Origin of the sequence: Enterobacter cloacae complex sp. P29RS, assembly GCF_014893445.1 — a bacterium.
GTDB lineage: Bacteria > Pseudomonadota > Gammaproteobacteria > Enterobacterales > Enterobacteriaceae > Enterobacter > Enterobacter intestinihominis.
Map to the genome: position 1 here is coordinate 1 of NZ_JADBPZ010000003.1, position 16,164 is coordinate 16,164.

The 16,164-nt window shown below is 51.8% G+C and carries 13 protein-coding genes, 1 tRNA gene and 2 pseudogenes; 11 read left to right on the forward strand and 5 right to left on the reverse strand.

What is annotated here, in order from left to right; genetic code table 11:
* Positions 1-98: 98 nt before the first annotated feature.
* Positions 99-1,163, forward strand: a complete 1,065-nt coding sequence (locus IM282_RS21985; protein WP_370553533.1) for a PTS transporter subunit EIIC — start codon at positions 99-101, stop codon at positions 1,161-1,163.
* Entirely contained in the window at positions 1,163-1,651 is a 489-nt protein-coding gene (locus IM282_RS21990; protein ID WP_370553535.1) for an RDD family protein, read from the forward strand. Before IM282_RS21985 ends, IM282_RS21990 begins: the two co-directional genes overlap by 1 nt.
* A 398-nt stretch (positions 1,652-2,049) precedes the next feature.
* Here the strand turns inward: IM282_RS21990 and IM282_RS02830 are convergent, their stop codons facing one another.
* Positions 2,050-2,340 (reverse strand): hypothetical protein, encoded by a 291-nt coding sequence (locus IM282_RS02830; RefSeq protein ID WP_192970097.1) that lies wholly within the window; start codon positions 2,338-2,340, stop codon positions 2,050-2,052.
* A gap of 508 nt (positions 2,341-2,848) precedes the next feature.
* On the opposite strand from IM282_RS02830, the gene IM282_RS02835 reads away from it, so the two are divergent.
* From IM282_RS02835 to IM282_RS02865, 7 genes and pseudogenes are all read left to right on the forward strand, one after another.
* On the forward strand, positions 2,849-4,822 hold the full coding sequence (locus IM282_RS02835) for a glycoside hydrolase family 3 N-terminal domain-containing protein (RefSeq protein ID WP_192970098.1): 1,974 nt from the start codon (positions 2,849-2,851) through the stop codon (positions 4,820-4,822).
* Positions 4,823-4,988: 166 nt separating this feature from the next.
* The gene (locus IM282_RS02840; protein ID WP_192970099.1) at positions 4,989-5,414 is read left to right on the forward strand and encodes an OsmC family protein; all 426 of its coding nucleotides are present in this window, start codon (positions 4,989-4,991) and stop codon (positions 5,412-5,414) included.
* Between the two features lie 34 nt (positions 5,415-5,448).
* A pseudogene (locus tag IM282_RS02845) lies at positions 5,449-6,250 on the forward strand (Tm-1-like ATP-binding domain-containing protein).
* A 17-nt stretch (positions 6,251-6,267) separates the two neighbouring features.
* Positions 6,268-7,078, forward strand: a pseudogene (locus tag IM282_RS02850) (phosphoenolpyruvate hydrolase family protein).
* Positions 7,079-7,321: 243 nt separating this feature from the next.
* Positions 7,322-8,776: a UvrD-helicase domain-containing protein gene (locus IM282_RS02855; RefSeq protein ID WP_192970100.1), complete on the forward strand. Its 1,455-nt coding sequence runs from the start codon at positions 7,322-7,324 to the stop codon at positions 8,774-8,776.
* Complete coding sequence (locus tag IM282_RS02860; protein WP_192970101.1) at positions 8,770-10,527, forward strand: TraI domain-containing protein; 1,758 nt, start codon at positions 8,770-8,772, stop codon at positions 10,525-10,527. Before IM282_RS02855 ends, IM282_RS02860 begins: the two co-directional genes overlap by 7 nt.
* A gap of 54 nt (positions 10,528-10,581) precedes the next feature.
* Positions 10,582-11,589 carry a site-specific integrase gene (locus IM282_RS02865; protein ID WP_192970102.1) on the forward strand — a complete coding sequence of 336 codons (1,008 nt, stop codon included), beginning with the start codon at positions 10,582-10,584 and terminating at the stop codon, positions 11,587-11,589.
* A 200-nt stretch (positions 11,590-11,789) separates the two neighbouring features.
* Here IM282_RS02865 and IM282_RS02870 read toward each other — a convergent pair.
* Positions 11,790-11,865, reverse strand: a tRNA-Phe gene (locus tag IM282_RS02870).
* Between the two features lie 169 nt (positions 11,866-12,034).
* Between IM282_RS02870 and IM282_RS02875 the strand changes: the two genes are divergently transcribed.
* Complete coding sequence (locus IM282_RS02875; RefSeq protein ID WP_063148793.1) at positions 12,035-12,880, forward strand: AraC family transcriptional regulator; 846 nt, start codon at positions 12,035-12,037, stop codon at positions 12,878-12,880.
* A gap of 35 nt (positions 12,881-12,915) precedes the next feature.
* Positions 12,916-13,506 carry a LysE family translocator gene (locus IM282_RS02880; RefSeq protein WP_192970103.1) on the forward strand — a complete coding sequence of 197 codons (591 nt, stop codon included), beginning with the start codon at positions 12,916-12,918 and terminating at the stop codon, positions 13,504-13,506.
* On the opposite strand, the gene IM282_RS02885 is transcribed toward IM282_RS02880, so the two are convergent.
* Genes IM282_RS02885 through cutA form a run of 3 tightly spaced genes read right to left on the reverse strand, consistent with a single transcriptional unit; the run spans position 13,503 to position 16,130 of the window.
* Positions 13,503-14,078 carry a transcriptional regulator gene (locus IM282_RS02885; RefSeq protein ID WP_022646797.1) on the reverse strand — a complete coding sequence of 192 codons (576 nt, stop codon included), beginning with the start codon at positions 14,076-14,078 and terminating at the stop codon, positions 13,503-13,505. The genes IM282_RS02880 and IM282_RS02885 overlap by 4 nt on opposite strands.
* A gap of 49 nt (positions 14,079-14,127) precedes the next feature.
* Entirely contained in the window at positions 14,128-15,831 is a 1,704-nt protein-coding gene (locus IM282_RS02890) for a protein-disulfide reductase DsbD (RefSeq protein WP_192970104.1), read from the reverse strand.
* Complete coding sequence (gene cutA, locus IM282_RS02895; RefSeq protein ID WP_192970105.1) at positions 15,807-16,130, reverse strand: divalent cation tolerance protein CutA; 324 nt, start codon at positions 16,128-16,130, stop codon at positions 15,807-15,809. Before cutA ends, IM282_RS02890 begins: the two co-directional genes overlap by 25 nt.
* Between the last annotated feature and the right edge of the window lie 34 nt (positions 16,131-16,164).

A 16,164-nucleotide genomic window follows, 5' to 3' on the forward strand; every position in this document is an offset into this window, starting at 1 on the left:
CCTTTCTCTGTTCTTGCGAATCCTACCGCTATAGCAAGTGCAAACATTACGGGAAGATTGGCAAAAACAGGTTCCAAGAGAAGTAAAAAATATGCTTTGTGCCGATTATAAGCGCATTCGCCGCGCTGTTTTATGGTATTGTATTAACTTTTTTCTGGCCTTTTGTAGGGGCTCTGTTTGGCGTGGCAGGTTCTGCTCTTGGCAACTTGTCTGCAGGAGGCCATGGTTATATTGCATCATTTATTTTCGGCATCATTGAGAGATCATTGATTCCAGTCGGTCTGCACCACGTATTTTACCTACCACTCTGGCAATCTGAATTAGGCGGCACAGCAGAAATAGCCGGGCATGTAATAAAGGGAACACAAAGCATATTTTTTACTTCTCTTGGAACCGGAGACTTTACTCATTTTAGCTCAACAAATTTTATGACAGGAAAATTCCCGTTCATGATGTTTGGGCTACCAGCTGCAGCATATGCGATGTATACGGTGGCCGACAGAGAAAACAAAAGGGCTGCAGGTGGATTATTATTTTCTGTAGCGTTCACTGCTTTTCTGACAGGCATTACCGAACCTATTGAGTTCACATTCCTTTTCCTCTCCCCTGCACTTTACTATTTTATTCATGTTCCTCTGGCTGGTCTGTCATTCCTTCTGATGGATATTTTTCAGGTTAAAGTTGGAATGACATTTAGCGGTGGATTCATTGATTTTATTTTATTTGGTGTTTTACCGGGCGTAACTGGAGTTCATAACAACTGGTATTACATTCCTCTGGTAGGAATTGCTTATGCTTTCCTTTATTTTATTATATTCCGTTGGTACATTCTAAGATTTGACATAAAGACACCTGGCCGTAAAGAAACTCTAGTTGAAGTCAAAACAAAAAAAGATTATCTGGCGGCAAAAGAAAATAATGAACAAGTGCGACAAATAATAGATGCCCTCGGCGGCGCCGAAAATATACTGGATGTCGATGCCTGCATTACTCGTCTTCGTGTTACTGTAAAGGACAGTAATTTTGTCAAAGATAATGAATACTGGATTAATAAACTTGGAGCTAAAGGCCTGGTAAAAGTGGGAACGACAGGAGTCCAGGTCATATATGGTGCTGCCGCAGCACAATACAAACTATTAATCAATAACATACTGGAGAAATGATGAACATTCTGTTTAAGTACTGCAGAATCGGGGCCTTTATGATTGACATGGCCATTGTTCAAATGTTTACGCAACTAGCACATAATGTATTCATTATGATATTGAAACTGCTGACACTTAAAAGGCACTTAATTCTACCTTTTAGCAACAATCTGGCTCTTACGTTATTATTGTTTATATGTTTTATTTTACTTCTCATATTTACAGTGATATTTGTCATATACCAATGGATATGTTTCCGCTGCCTTGGTGTTTCGCTAGGAAAATGGATTCTGGGTCTAAATGTAATGGATACAAATGGCTATTCTTTGTCATTGACAAGCTATACTAAACGCGAATATGAAAAAGTTGCGCTCTTTACAACCAGCCTAACGTTTTATGGACTCTATAGCATAGCGCAATTTATCACTTTCTCCAGAGAACCTCTACATGGAAGAAGGAGTAATTCAGTGGTATCTTTCAATAAAGATATCATTAGGCATACATAATTAACTTTATCGGTTGCTGGTTATCCCGGCAACCGAACCCTTCCATTCTAGGATGTGTATCAGAATCCTCAGTACCATGCTGACACGATCTTAATTTGAAAATTGTCTCCTCTTTTTCTTTATCGTAAGAAAAAACGATGGCGAGATACCTGAATACTTGATTTACTGGATGGCATATTCCTACTCGAATGGACATAGCCCACATTATGGAAAAAAATTGGGTGCGCCAACGCACTATCTTACCGAGTTTGCGCTAAATGTTCAGGTAGTCCAGTGCAACATTGAATAGCTGCGCCGCCGAGTCTCCGCCTTAGTCCGGCGGGATATTTCATGATGGTGCAGGAAAACGGCCCAGGCCTCTGCGTCTTACACAGCACGGGGACGGTTCCTTACACTGCTCAGATCCTCCACGGTTTTCCTCCGGTCCGGTGACTCAAAGTCAGCCATCCTGCACAGGTGAATGTGAGCGAGAGCCCCAGGCTCAACAGCGACAGACGTAGCCCGATGAATTCAGCAACCGGTCCGACAATCAGCGGACCTGCCAGCAGGCCGATATAACCGATCCGCGTGGTGATGGCCAACCCCTCTGATGCCGGCATTCCCCCCTGAACGGCCAGCCTGGCCGCCGTTGAAAACAGAAGCGGAATGATGTTTGCAATACCGAGGCCGGTAAAGAAGAACCCGGCCACCACTTCCGCTGGCGAGCGCAGCGCCAGTACAGCCGCCAGCCCTCCTGTGGCGACTATCCAGCCCGTGGCTATAAGGAGTTGATTCGCAATTCGAATGCTGATCAGGACGCCTGAAGTATCAAAAGAACGGGAAGTAAATTATCTGAAATAATGAGTTTTGATAAATACAGCAAATGTCAGCTCATAGGTCCATGTAATTTATCATTTATTAACAATTGGTTAGCTTTGTTAAATTGATATTCTCCTCTTGTCCACGGATCTGTCCATGTCTATTTGTTCTCCCGTCGGATATATCAAGGATAGTGACGATTGAATTGGGCCTCAATTAGATGAAATTGGGTCAGTATTTCTGAATCAATCCGTTTAATGAGAATCAGATCACAATCTATAAAAACGTTATTTGTTTCATGCTTCAAAATAAATAGAAACTACCGCTAGGTAGCCCCTTAATTATAAATAAACGTCTTAGCTATCGATACGAACTATCTTTCTGATAAATGAGGAAATTATGCTAAAAGAAATTCAGAAGAACACTGTACGCCTTGCGGTTCTGGTATGCCTTCCCCTGTCAGTTTCTGCCAGCATCCGGGTTGCTCAGCAACCAGATCTGGGCCATGATACCGTCCCTATTCTTCATCTGTCGGGGCTAACCTTTAAGGATCTGAACCGTGACGGCAAGCTGACCCCATATGAAGACTGGCGGCTTCCACCGCAAATCCGAGCAGCGGATCTGGTAAAACGGATGACGGTAGCTGAAAAGGCCGGTGTGATGATGCACGGTACAGCCCCTGCTGAAGGCAGCGCTTTCGGCAACGGTAGCGTTTATGACAGTGACGCTATCCGCAAAATGGTTGTCGGAGCCCACGTTAACAGTCTGATTACCCGTCTGAACGGTGATGACCCGTCTAGGCTGGCTGAGCAGAATAACCTGATACAACAGACTGCTGAGACAACCCGTCTGGGGATCCCTGTCACCATCAGTACGGATCCACGTAACTCCTATCAGGCTCTTGTGGGCATCAGCAACCCTGCAGGCAAATTCACTCAGTGGCCGGAAGCAATTGGCCTGGGGGCAGCCGGAAGCGAGGTACTGGCACAGCAATATGCGGATTATGTCCGGCGTGAATACCGGGCTGTAGGGATCACCGTAGCTCTGTCACCGCAGGCTGACATCGCAACAGAACCTCGGTGGGCAAGGATCAGTGGAACCTTTGGGGAAGATCCAGAACTGGCTAAAAAGCTCGTCAGAGGATACATCACAGGGATGCAAAAAGGTGGGCAGGGTCTTAACCGCCAGAGCGTTGCGGCTGTGGTCAAACACTGGGTCGGCTATGGGGCAGCGGAAGACGGCTGGGATGGTCATAATGCTTACGGTAAGTATACTGTCCTCAGTAAAGAGAGTCTGCAAAAACACATTATTCCTTTCCGTGGTGCTTTTGAGGCTAACGTGGCAGCAGTGATGCCGACCTATTCCGTGATGAAAGGAGTAACCTGGAACGGGAAAGAGACTGAACAAGTTGCTGCCGGCTTCAGTCATTTTCTTCTGACCGACCTTTTAAGAAAACAGAATAACTTCTCTGGAGTGATTATCAGCGACTGGCTTATCACAAATGACTGTGATGACGAATGTGTTAACGGTAGTGCGCCGGCTAAAAAACCCGTTGCCGGAGGTATGCCCTGGGGCGTTGAGTCTCTTTCTAAAGAGCAGAGATTTGTTAAGGCGGTTAACGCCGGTATTGATCAGTTTGGCGGCGTGACGGATTCCGCTGTGCTGGTTGATGCCGTAAAAAAAGGTCTTATCACTCAGGTTCGTCTCGACGCCTCGGTTAAGCGTATTTTGCAGCAGAAATTTGAACTGGGTTTATTCGAGCAACCGTATGTAGATGCTAAGCTTGCAGAAAAGATTGTCGGTGCCCCAGACACCAAAAAAGCGGCCGATGATGCCCAGTTCCGTACGCTTGTTTTGCTGCAGAATAATAACATTTTGCCGCTAAAGGCCGGCACGAAAGTATGGCTTTATGGTGCTGATAAAACAGCCGCCGAAAAAGCGGGTCTGGACGTAGTTTCTGAGCCGGAAGATGCAGATGTGGCTCTTATGCGAACCAGTGCCCCCTTCGAGCAACCACACTACAACTACTTTTTTGGCCGCCGTCACCATGAAGGCTCTCTTGAGTACCGGGATGACAACAAAGACTACGCGATCTTGAAGCAGGTTAGTAAGCATGTTCCTGTCATCATGACGATGTACATGGAGCGGCCCGCCGTTCTTACGAACGTGACGGATAAAACCAGCAGTTTCATTGCCAACTTTGGGCTAAGTGACGAGGTCTTCTTCAGTAGACTGATGTCGAATGCACCATACACGGGGCACCTTCCTTTCGCTTTACCTTCCTCAATGGCATCCGTGCTTAAACAAAAATCTGATGAACCAGATGATCTGGAGGCTCCATTATTCCAGCGTGGATCCGGGCTGGCGCGCTGACATCCTGCAGAGGACTGTGCAAGACAGGTAACTACCCGCTGCGTCTATTTAATCTGATTTTCACTCATGTCGGTATTGACATCATTTATGTCGGTACCGACCCTTGTTGCTGGCCGATTCGGCTATCAGACTAGGGTCACGACACAACCAGACGGAGATAATGGGGATGAATACACTTAAAACAACTTGGAAAGGGTTAAAGCAGGGGCAGGGCAACATTAGTGGGAGTAACTTCGATATTCCCATCGCCATTCCTGAATCCTTTGGCGGCACCGGTAGTGGAGCGAATCCAAAAGATATGCTTAAGGCCTCAGCAGCGTCATGCCTGGTGATGACGCTGGCCATCATGCTTGAGTCACGCAACATCAGGGCTGATAATATTAACGTCTCCACGGATATCACAGGGGATAAACCTCAGAATTTGCATATCAGCCACTCAGTAGCGGTTTCGCTGCCTGCAGGGACGACGCCGGAACAGGAAGACAAAGCCAGACATATGATTTTTGCAGCTGATCAGGCCTGCATGGTTGGTAATTTACTCAAAGCCGCAGGTGTGCAGGTTACAGTATCAGGTGATGTGTCTTTGCTGTAACGTTTGCGGTTATGTCGGCGGCGTTGATATCGCCATGCTGTATACCGTCACTGATCTCAGTGACCTCAACTACCTGTCCCGTACCATTCTGACCAATGCTGCCAACATGATAGCCGGCGCGGTCAACCATGTTGATGCACCTAACCGGGCACAAAAACCGGTACTTGAATTGACCATGTTTGGCGTGACCACACCTTGTATCAACCAACTGTTAGCTGTTCTTAATGAACAGTATGACCCATTGGTGTTCCATGCCACGGGTAACGGTGGTACGTCGATGGAGCGCCTCGTTGAAAATGGCGAGGTAGTGGGGGTTATTGATATCACATTGACCGAAGTGGCTGACCTGCTGTTTGGTGGCGTCCTGGCGCGCCCGGAGACGCGACTCGATAGTATTGCCCAGACTGAAGTACCGTGGGTCGGCAGTGCCGGCACCCCGGACATGGTCAATTTTGGGAAACCTGACAGCATACCTGAGCGTTATGCTCAGCATAGAAAGTTTGTCGAGCATAACGCTCAGGTGACGCTAATGCGCACAACACCAGAGGAAAACTACCAGCTCGGCGTGTGGATTGGCGAAAAGCTCAATCGATGTAATGGGCCGGTACGCTTTACTACCAGAAGGCGGATTCTCCGCGCTTGATGCTCCTGGCCAGCCGTTCTTCGATCCGCAGGCAAGGCAGGCTTTTGCCGAAGGGTTAGAGTCGACTGTGTTACAGACGAGCAGGCGCCGGATTATCAAAACGCCTCACCATATTAACGCACCTGAATTTGCAGCACTTGTGATTGAGGAGTTCAACGCAGTCATGCAACACCAGGGAACCTCTCATCACTGAACACCAGGGAAACTTTAATGAATAACTACAAAGTACTTGTTGAAAGTCTGAAACAGAAAGTCGTCCGTGGTGAACCCATTATCGGTGCCGGTGCCGGTCTTTCCGCGCGCAGCGAAGAGGCCGGCGGTGTTGACCTGATAGTTATCTACAACTCGGGGCGTTTCAGGATGGCCGGCCTCGGTTCTCTGTCCGGCTTGATGCCGTATGGCAATGCCAACCAGATAGTCCGTGAGATGGGCGATGAAGTGTTGCCCGTTGTCAAAAAGACGCCGGTACTTGCCGGTGTCTGCGGTACGGATCCGTTCTGCAACCTCTCGCCGTTCCTGGACGAACTGAAGACCCAGGGATTTGCAGGGGTGCAGAACTTCCCGACCGTGGGCCTCATCGACGGTAACTTCCGCAAGAACCTGGAAGAGACCGGTATGGGCTATCAGTTGGAAGTCGATATGATACGTCTGGCGCATGAGAAGGGGATGCTGACGACGCCGTATGCCTTCAATCCGGATGATGCGGTAACGAGCCCAGGCTGGCGCTGACATTATTGTCGTGCACATGGGGCTGACTACCGGCGGAGATATTGGCACCGAAACCGCGCATGACCTTGAGTCTTGCATACCGATAATCAACGCCTGTGCCTGGGCGGCGAAAGCGGTACGTGACGATGTGATTGTGCTGTGTCACGGCGGGCCTATCGCGGAGCCGGAAGATGCGGCGTATATCCTGGCGGATTGCCACGGATTCTACGGCGCCAGCTCCATGGAGCGATTGCCGACTGAAAAAACGATTAAAAATACCGTCGAAGTATTTAAAAAAATAAAACGGAATTAATTATTACGTTAATTTCCGAATAATAAGCAGGGCCAAAAGTAATGATGGCAGCGCCCTGAACAGACTAAATAATAATTATTTTTGCCTCATCAGACTGAAGCAGCATGAGAGTGATAACGGTATATCACCCTGAATACGCCTGAACAGGATAAATCTTTTCTTCCGGGAAAAGAGTTTCCTGTGGTGCGTATCGCACTGACCTGCGCAGCATAGCGTCGGTTCCGTTTTAATGGAGTGCTGCTGATGTCTTATTCTGATACACCTGAACAGACTGCCGTTATTGGCTGGTCTGGTCATCGCCTGGTCGTCAGAGCGTTTGCCGGCACGGGTAAAACGTCCACCCTGGTGCGTTATGCCCTGGCGAACCCCAATAGCAGGATGCTCTATCTTGCGTATAACCGCGCAGTCAGGGATGAAGCCGAACAGAAATTCCCGTTCAACGTTGAGTGCAAAACGTCGCATCAGCTGGCCTGGCCAAACTTCGGCCGTTATTACCAGAAGCGGTTAGTAGGGAATCTGCGGATCACCGACGTAGCCCGCCTGCTCAATACCCGTCACTGGCCGTTGGCCAGAACGGCCATCATGACCTTCAATGCCTTTCTGTGCAGTGGTGACCACGAATTTGGGCCGCAACACCTGCCGGATGAAGATGACCGCAGCGGGGTGTCCGCGGAAAGGATCCTGACGGCCGCGCAATTGTTATGGCGCGAATCTGCACGCCAGGACGGCACGTTCCCGGTTACGCACGATGTCTATCTCAAGCTGTATCAGCTTTCTCAGCCAGATCTCTCAAAACGCTGGCAAACGTTGCTGTTCGACGAGGCGCAGGATGCCAATCCGGTGACACAGAGCCTGGTGCTGGCGCAGAACTGTAATGTGGTGCTGGTCGGCGATCGTCATCAGCAGATTTACCGCTTCCGAGGTGCCGAGAATGCCCTCGATGCGCCGGCACTGATTGACGCTGAACGGTTGAATCTGACCCACAGCTTCCGGTTTGGGCCGGCGGTGGCCAGCGTGGCCAACATGCTGCTGGCCCGCCAGGGAGAAACGCTGCCTGTTGTGGGTGATGGCGGTGAAGACGTCGTGGTCACGAGCCTTCCGCAAGCATGCAGGGGAGAACACGTCACGGTATTAAGCCGAACCGTTGCCGGCGTGATTGGCGCAGCGCTCGATGCCAGTCTGGCCGGCCAGAAGGTGTTCTGGGTCGGCGGTATCGCCGGCTACAAGACCGAAGAGCTTGAAGACCTTTACTGGTTTTCGGCAGACATGCCGGAGCGTATGCGCTCGCCGGGGTTGTCGCGGGAGTACCGTGATTTTGATGAATTTGAATCGGTGGCCAAGGCCACGAAAGATCCGGAAATGAACCAGGGTCTGCGCCTGCTTGAACAATATTTCCCGTTACCGCAGAAACTGCAGGTGATGCGTGAGCATGCCGTCACGGACGAAACTCAGGCTCAGGTCACGGTTTCGACGGCGCACCGCAGCAAGGGATTGGAATGGCCGGTGGTCGCCCTGAACGAGGACTTTGCTGATATCACTGATCCGCTGTTACCAGAGGATGAGCGCACGGACGAAACCAATCTGCTCTATGTGGCCGTTACTCGCGCGCGGAATACCCTGGTCATCAATGCCTTGCTTCAGGCGCTTCTTGATGAAGACGCCGGCGATGATATGGAAGGGGACATGGCGGCATGCTGAAGGCGATCAAGGAGCTGCTGGTCGGCACGGCGCCGACCAGGGCTAAATCATCCTCTGTGGCTTCATCGCCGGCTGGGCCGGCGGGGTATTTTATGCCGCAGTCTGCCACGCAGCTGCTGGACATGCCTGCTCGTAAACAGTGCCTGCAGCAGCTGTGGGAAAACAGTGCGCTGCCAAAGGATTTGTACGAAAAGTTTTATCTGCAGCCGCTCCATCACCTGGTAACGTTGATGCAAGTGCTGCCGGCAACCCGGCAGGGTGAGTATGCCAGCGAAGGGGGCCTGGTTGACGTCACGTTGCAGACGACGACCTATGCCGTTCGCCTGGCCAAAGGGCATATGTTACCCCCGGGCGCGGCACCTGAAGATCAGTCAGCGCAAAATATTCTGTGGAACGCGGTGGTGTTTTACGCGGCGCTCTGGCGTTACCTGCCGCAATTAGATCTGGTAGAAGGCGAACTGCAAAGCGGCCGGGCGTGGTTACCTGGTGTTACGGTTCCCGCCGAACCTTACCGTTTTCGATTCAAGGCGGCGGCGCCAGAACCAGGTATCACGATGAGCCAAAGCGCGTTAATAGCGTGCCGTCTGCTGCCGGCGGAAGCGGTCAACTGGCTGTCTACCCTGCCAGCTGCAGCGCAGGCAGTCATGCTGATAGCGTCACGTCAGCCTAGTTCCCTGCCGGTGATCGATGAAATTATCGGGGAGGCCGTCACGCTGGCACGCGGTGATGCCATTGCCAACCCAGTGGCCGTTGCCATTCCTTCCTCTCCAATGCCCGTGCCGTCAGAGACATCGCCAGTGCTTGTTAGCACACCTGCTGCGCAGGTTGCGCTGGAGAGCAGTGTACCCGATGTGCAAAGTGCTGTGTCGGGAGAGCAGGTTCCCGCTGAGGGCCAGGGCAATAGTGCTGACACTGTCGCAGCCGTCAGCTCGGAAGAAGCCATGCCTGTTCCATCGGGGGATGTCCTACTGAGTTCCGCGCTGGATACACCCGTTAATGATTTACCGCTGGCCGAGATGGTTGTTGCACCAGAGCCTGCTGTTGAGGTTGAGGAGGATATGCAGGCGCTGCTTTCGCTGATGAATGTCAGTGTATCTGCGCCGGAAGCCCCCGAAATGTTGGTTCAGGAGGACGCGCCCCAGGAGGAGGCTCCGGAGCCTACAGAAAGTGAGCGACCGGCAGCAGATTTACTCAATGTAGTGGATACGGTGACGACGTTACCAGAGAAAACTCCGACCCTTATACCTGAAGCATCTGCTTCTGATGAAGTTCCAGCTGTTGCTGAAGCAGTCATACCTCAAGAGGAACCTGAAAATTCTGAGCCGGTGATGGGGCAAGGCGCTTCTGAAGTTGGTAAAGGGGAAGTGCCGATCTCTGATGAGCATTCAGGGGAGCAATTCCTGCAGTGGCTGAGTACCGGTGTGACCTCAGGGGAAATTCCTATCAATACGGCAGGTGCGAGGGTTCATCTTGTTGCTGGATTTGCCTTATTAACTGTTCCAGGGATCTTCTACCTCTACCTTAAGCAATCGGGACTGGAAGGTAATCAACGCGAGGCATTACAGGAGAGCTTTGAGCGATTGGATAAGCACCGGCGTGTAAAGGGTAAGCGATTTTATTTTGCTGAGTTGTACGGAAACCCTGAGCGTACAGGTCCTTTTAAACGTACCAAGGGGTATCTCATTAAAGCGAGTTTGCTCTATCGAGGGGCACCGGTACCAGCCGACAGTCCGGTGCTGGTCATCCCTTGATAGGGATTGTCCGTGTCTTTATATGGCACTTAATTTCAACTGGGGGGATATATCATGAACAAACGAGGAATGATGGACTGGGAAACATTGCTTGAGGAATATTGCTTCTCAAAACCGTTACGACCGGATACAGAGAAAAGCTATCGCGGTGTGGTGGCTGTTTTCAGACGGTTTATAGGGCTTGAAGTAATGCCTGATGAAGTTACACAGCGCGACCTTATACTCTGGCGCCGTGATATGTTGAATCGAGGGCTTACAACGAGCACCTGGAATAATAAAGTGCGCCATCTCAGAGCGCTTTATAACCAAGGTATAAAGAAGAAATGGTTATCGATAACAGAGAACCCGGTTCAGGAAACGCAGGTCCCTCCAGGTAGCAAGAGGAAAAGGTTGCTCAATCGAGATCAACTGGTGAGGCTCAACCTGGTGTTGGCGCAGTTCGAAGAACAGGAGAAGTTGAGTGTGGGCAAGTGTCGCCCTTGTGCACTTTACCCTGTGTGGTACTGGAAGACTGTTATTGATGTTTTACGTTCAACAGGGATGAGGCAGAACCAGCTGTTACACATACGTCTGATGGATGTTGATATGGATGCCAATTCTATATTGCTGTGCAGAGAAGGGAGTAAGACGCATCGCGAATGGCTTGTACCTATAGTTAATTTCGCGCGAGAACGGATGCAAATATTAATCGATCGGGCAATAAATCAGGGGGCTGAGCCAGAGGATTATTTATTTGACGTGGATCGATTTAAAAATCCTTTGGGGGAAGTGGGGACTGAGCCAGAAATACAACCGGTGCGTTCGTTTTTTACCCGGCTGACAAAGGAGTGCGGTTTTAAAGTCACGCCACATCGTTTTCGCCACACCCTGGCTACGGAGATGATGAAATCCCCTGATCGCAATCTGGCCATGGTCAAGAACCTTTTGGGGCACAGGAGTGTCAGTACTACGATGGAATATATTGAGCTGGATCTGAAGATAACCGGAAAGGCTTTAGAGAGTGAGCTGGCGCTTTATATGGACATACCCCGGATACCCGCAAGTGAACCCGGAGTATCTTGACATAACTTTAACAAGCTGTAAAAATAGACAGTGATCGAGAAAAGGACGCCTGTGCAGCAACACAGGCATCCTTTTTAAGGGGAACCTAATCATCAATCTCGAGTGTGCAGTGAACAACACTACGACTTTGACTTGTAAGTTCCTTTGTTCCACCCGTTAAAGGGTTTGCCTCTAACCAGCGTGCTTTCATGCAGAATTAGTGGTGCCCGGACTCGGAATCGAACCAAGGACACGGGGATTTTCAATCCCCTGCTCTACCGACTGAGCTATCCGGGCAACGGAGCGCATTAAACCGCAATCGCGCGCGATCGTCAACATTATTTCGGGAAAAGCTGTTCAACTGCTTAAGTTTGCGGCAATCTGTCCGTTTGTGCGCTGAAAATGCACAAATCTTCCAGACAGTTCAGGCAAGATGTGACAATGCTGACGGTAAGAGGAGGGCAGTATGGCAAAAGACTGGCTTGAGCTGCGTCAGCATGCAGAAACAGGTATTGAGACAATTAAGGCGCATTTCGAAGGACACGCCTTTGATCCCCACTGGCATGATAGCTATCTGGTCGGAATAACCCTTTCCGGTACGCAGCAGTTCCACTGTCGCCGTGAACGCCACCGTAGCCAGCCGGGCGATGCTTTTTTACTTGAGCCTGGTGAAATACATGACGGTGATGCACCGGTAGAGGGTGGCTTTACTTATCTGACCTTTTATCTGGATGAACACTGGCTCACCCGTACGCTTCAAGGGCTGTATGACTCTACTCCCGGGAGTTACACCCTCCACTTTGCCCAAACGCTGACGCGAGAGCCTCAGCTGGTGCGCGCTATCGGTGATACATTTGCCTCGCTGCATAACGATGAGATGAAGATCGTACAACAGAGCACAATGGATAACCTGCTCACTAAGATTACAGCCCACTGCCACTGGCGGAAGAAACTCCCGTCGCAGTTACAAAGCTCCGCTGTGGCGCATCGTGCCCGCGACTATCTCTATGCGCATATCGGCGAGAACGTGGGGCTGTCAGACCTTGCGCGGGAGACGGGGACGGATCGCTTTACGCTCACCCGCTGCTTTAAGCGCGAATTTCACCTTGCGCCGCACGCCTGGCTTATCCAGCTGCGCCTGGCAAAGGCCCGACAGATGCTGGCGTATGGGGAACTGCCTGTTGATGTGGCGACGGCAGTAGGTTTTGCCGATCAAAGCCATCTTGGTCGCTGGTTCCAGCGGGCGTACCGTATTTCTCCGGCACACTACCGTCGGTTGTGCACAAACCTTCCAGACGTTTCCAGAAAATAACGGCACATTCATGGCTCTACTAAAAGGAGCCACCTGTGAATTTAATACCCTTCCTGCTGTTTGCATTTGTCGCCTCGATTACGCCGGGGCCAACCAATATTTTGGTACTGGCTAACAGTCAGCACTTTGGCGTAAAAAATACGATTCCTGCGATCCTGGGTGGGTGTATTGCCGCCAGCGCTATTGTTCTGGTTTCAGGCGCTGGGGCAGGAGAAGTGTTACGCCAGTATCCGCTGATACGTCAGGTGATGAGCTGGGCGGGTGTGCTGTGGCTTTCCTGGATGAGCTGGCAGCTGTTTAGCGCCCCGGCCGCGAATCTCTCCTCCAGGCGTCATGTCCGATTTACCGCGCGGGCAGCGGCGTTATTACAGGTTGTAAACCCAAAAACCTGGATGATGGCGCTGGCCGTCGTCAGCCTGTTTGCTCCGGCAAGCGACCATGCATTACGGGATATTTCGCTGATGGCGCTATGGTTTCTGGCGATCTCAGTGGTCTGTTTGTTGTGCTGGGCGTGGCTGGGGAAGGCGGTGAACCGGATTTTCCGCACCACCGAGGCGATGGTGCGATTTCAACGTGCAATGGCGCTGTGTTTGTTTATTTCCGCCTGGACGGGAATGCTGGCTTAGGTCAGTGCACCACCCATACGGCACTGCGCAAACCGCAAAATATCTTCCGCCAGACGGTGCGCCGTATCCACATCCGCCTGGCTACGGTTCACCAGCATGCGGCTCAGGCAACCTTCCAGCACCAGCTCCATCTGCTTCGCGACCATTGCCGGATCATCCACTTCAAGTGTGGTCAGCAACTCGTGTGTGAACTCGTGCGCGGCTCGTTTTTGCTGATCTGCCAGCTGATGGATGGGGTGCCCGGGATCGGGGAAGTAGGTGCAGGCGGCGATAAACAGACAGCCTGGGTAACGGTTGTTGGTGACACACTCCGTCAGTGCGGTATAGCGTGCCAGCAGCTTTTGCTCGGTGGTCAGCTCTTCATTCAGCATCAGTTGCCTGCGCCAGATATCCACCTGCTGGCTGAGATAGCGCAGGGCATCATACAGCAGCGCCTCTTTATCCGGCCAGAAGCGCTTAAGTTCATCCAGAGGGTAATCGATACGGTCGGCTACCATCTCAAGCGTGGTGCTGGCGATCCCTTGAATCTCAAGTAATTGCAGGGCTTGTCCCAGTACGTCTTCGCGTTGCACGGTTATCTCCTCCGCTATTCCCAACGGTTTGTCCCGTCTAAAGTGTTGTTTACGGTTGGCGATTGCGCAAATGCGCGTTGAATGCCGTCGCGTCCATAAACCCGGTTACACGCTGCGTCAGCTGTTCTTCCCCCTGTTCATTGAAGAACAGGATGGTAGGCAGCCCGAGCACGTTAAGTTGCTTCAGCAGAGCCTTATCCTGCGCGCTGTTGGCGGTAACGTTCGCCTGGAGCAGAACGGTATCGCTCAGCGCATGTTGTACCTGCGGATCGCTGAAGGTGTATTTTTCAAACTCTTTGCAGGCCACGCACCAGTCGGCATAGAGATCGAGCATGACCGGTTTTCCTTTCGCCTGCGCCAGGGCGCGGTTGAGATCGTCCACGTTCTTAATCTGTATAAAATTCAGATGAGCCTGCGTTTGACCTGTCGGGGTGCCAAACGCCCAGTCCTGTAGCGGACGGACGCTCACCAGCGCGGCCGCCAGCAGAAGGATCTGTAGCAGGCGCATCCACGGTTTCTTCGCACCCAGACTCACGATAAATGTCCAGCTGAAGAAGGCCACGCCGAGCATAGCCCACAGACGCGTACCCCACACATCACCGATGATGCGTTCCAGCAGGAATACCGGTAGCGCCAGAATGACAAAACCAAACGCGGTTTTCACTGTCTCCATCCACGGGCCGCTCTTCGGCAGCAGACGATTGCCAAATACCGTCACAAGGATCAGCGGCAGACCCATGCCGAGCGCGTAAAGGTACAGTGTGCCGCCGCCGAGCCAAAGGTTGCCGCTCTGGGCAATGTATAACAGGATGGCGCTCAGCGGCGCGGTGGTGCAGGGGGAGCAAATCAGCCCGGCGATGGCACCCATGGCGAACACGCCGCCCGCAGAGCCCCCCTGCTGACGGTTGCTCATTAGCGTCAGACGGGTTTGCAGGGAAGAGGGCAGTTGCAGAGTGAACAGGCCAAACATCGACAGCGCCAGCAGAATAAACACTGCTGACAGTCCGATAAGCACATAAGGGTGCTGAAGGGCGGCCTGGAACTGCAACCCGGCAGCGGCGACCACGAGGCCGAGCGCCGTATAGGTTAACGCCATGCCCTGCACATAGATAAAGGCCAGCAACAGCGCGCGGGCGGTGGAAAGGCGTTGCTTACCACCCAGCACGATGCCAGAGATAAGCGGGTACATAGGCAGTACGCAGGGCGTAAAGGCGATGCCGATACCAATCAATAACGCCCAAAGCGCTGAGAACGGAAGGTCTGAAGCGGCTTCGCCTTCACCCCTCACACTGGCCATTTCCCCTGAGGGGAGAGGGGAGGCCGCCGCTTTCACTTCGCTAAGCGGAACGACCTTTGTTTCAGGGGGATAGCAGAAGCCCGCATCGGCGCAGCCCTGATACGTCACCGTCAGGGTAGCGCCTTTATCCGCCTGATTCACCGTGACGGGCACGCTTAAGCGCTGGCGATAAATTTCACTTTTACCGTAGAACTCGTCCTCGTGCCATTCGCCAGCGGGCATCTGCAATGCGCCGACGTCAGCCTTTGCCGGCGTGATGCTGACCTGCTTGCGATAGAGGTAATAACCCTCTTTCACCTGCCAGGTGAGACTGAGATCGTGCTGGTTTTGCTGAAAGTCGAAAACGAATGCCTGGTCGGCAGGAATAAAGTTCGAACGGCCGGGCGCGTCAAACAACCCGGCAAAAACTGACGTGCTGCACAGCAGCAGGATCAGCGTAAAGAAGCGTTGAGCCATGAGAGATAATCGTTATCGCCGTGGACCACTGGCGGCACCAGCAGCTCCGGGGTTTGGTAAGGATGATGAGACTTGAGGCAGTCGAGGAGCGCCTGCTGGTTGGTCAAATTGGTTTTGAGCAACATCTGGACTTCGTACTCTTGCTCCAGCTTGCCTTCCCAGTAATAAAGGGAGGTGGCGCCGGGAAGTAGCGTGACGCAGGCAGCCAGTTTTTCGGCCAGCACTTTGGCGGCGAGATCCTGGGCGGAAGCTTCATCAGGGGCGGTACACAGTACAACAACAGCATCAGGCGTGTTCACAAGTCGACCTCCTCATCACGAAAGTCTTCACTAT

Coding starts and splice junctions, on each gene's coding strand:
- IM282_RS02840 (WP_192970099.1), top strand. CDS start 4,989: ATGAATACACTTAAAACAACTTGGAAAGGGTTAAAGCAGGGGCAGGGC.
- IM282_RS02875 (WP_063148793.1), top strand. CDS start 12,035: ATGGCAAAAGACTGGCTTGAGCTGCGTCAGCATGCAGAAACAGGTATT.
- IM282_RS02890 (WP_192970104.1), bottom strand. CDS start 15,831: ATGGCTCAACGCTTCTTTACGCTGATCCTGCTGCTGTGCAGCACGTCA.
- IM282_RS02835 (WP_192970098.1), top strand. CDS start 2,849: ATGCTAAAAGAAATTCAGAAGAACACTGTACGCCTTGCGGTTCTGGTA.
- IM282_RS02865 (WP_192970102.1), top strand. CDS start 10,582: ATGAACAAACGAGGAATGATGGACTGGGAAACATTGCTTGAGGAATAT.
- IM282_RS02855 (WP_192970100.1), top strand. CDS start 7,322: ATGTCTTATTCTGATACACCTGAACAGACTGCCGTTATTGGCTGGTCT.
- IM282_RS21990 (WP_370553535.1), top strand. CDS start 1,163: ATGAACATTCTGTTTAAGTACTGCAGAATCGGGGCCTTTATGATTGAC.
- IM282_RS02860 (WP_192970101.1), top strand. CDS start 8,770: ATGCTGAAGGCGATCAAGGAGCTGCTGGTCGGCACGGCGCCGACCAGG.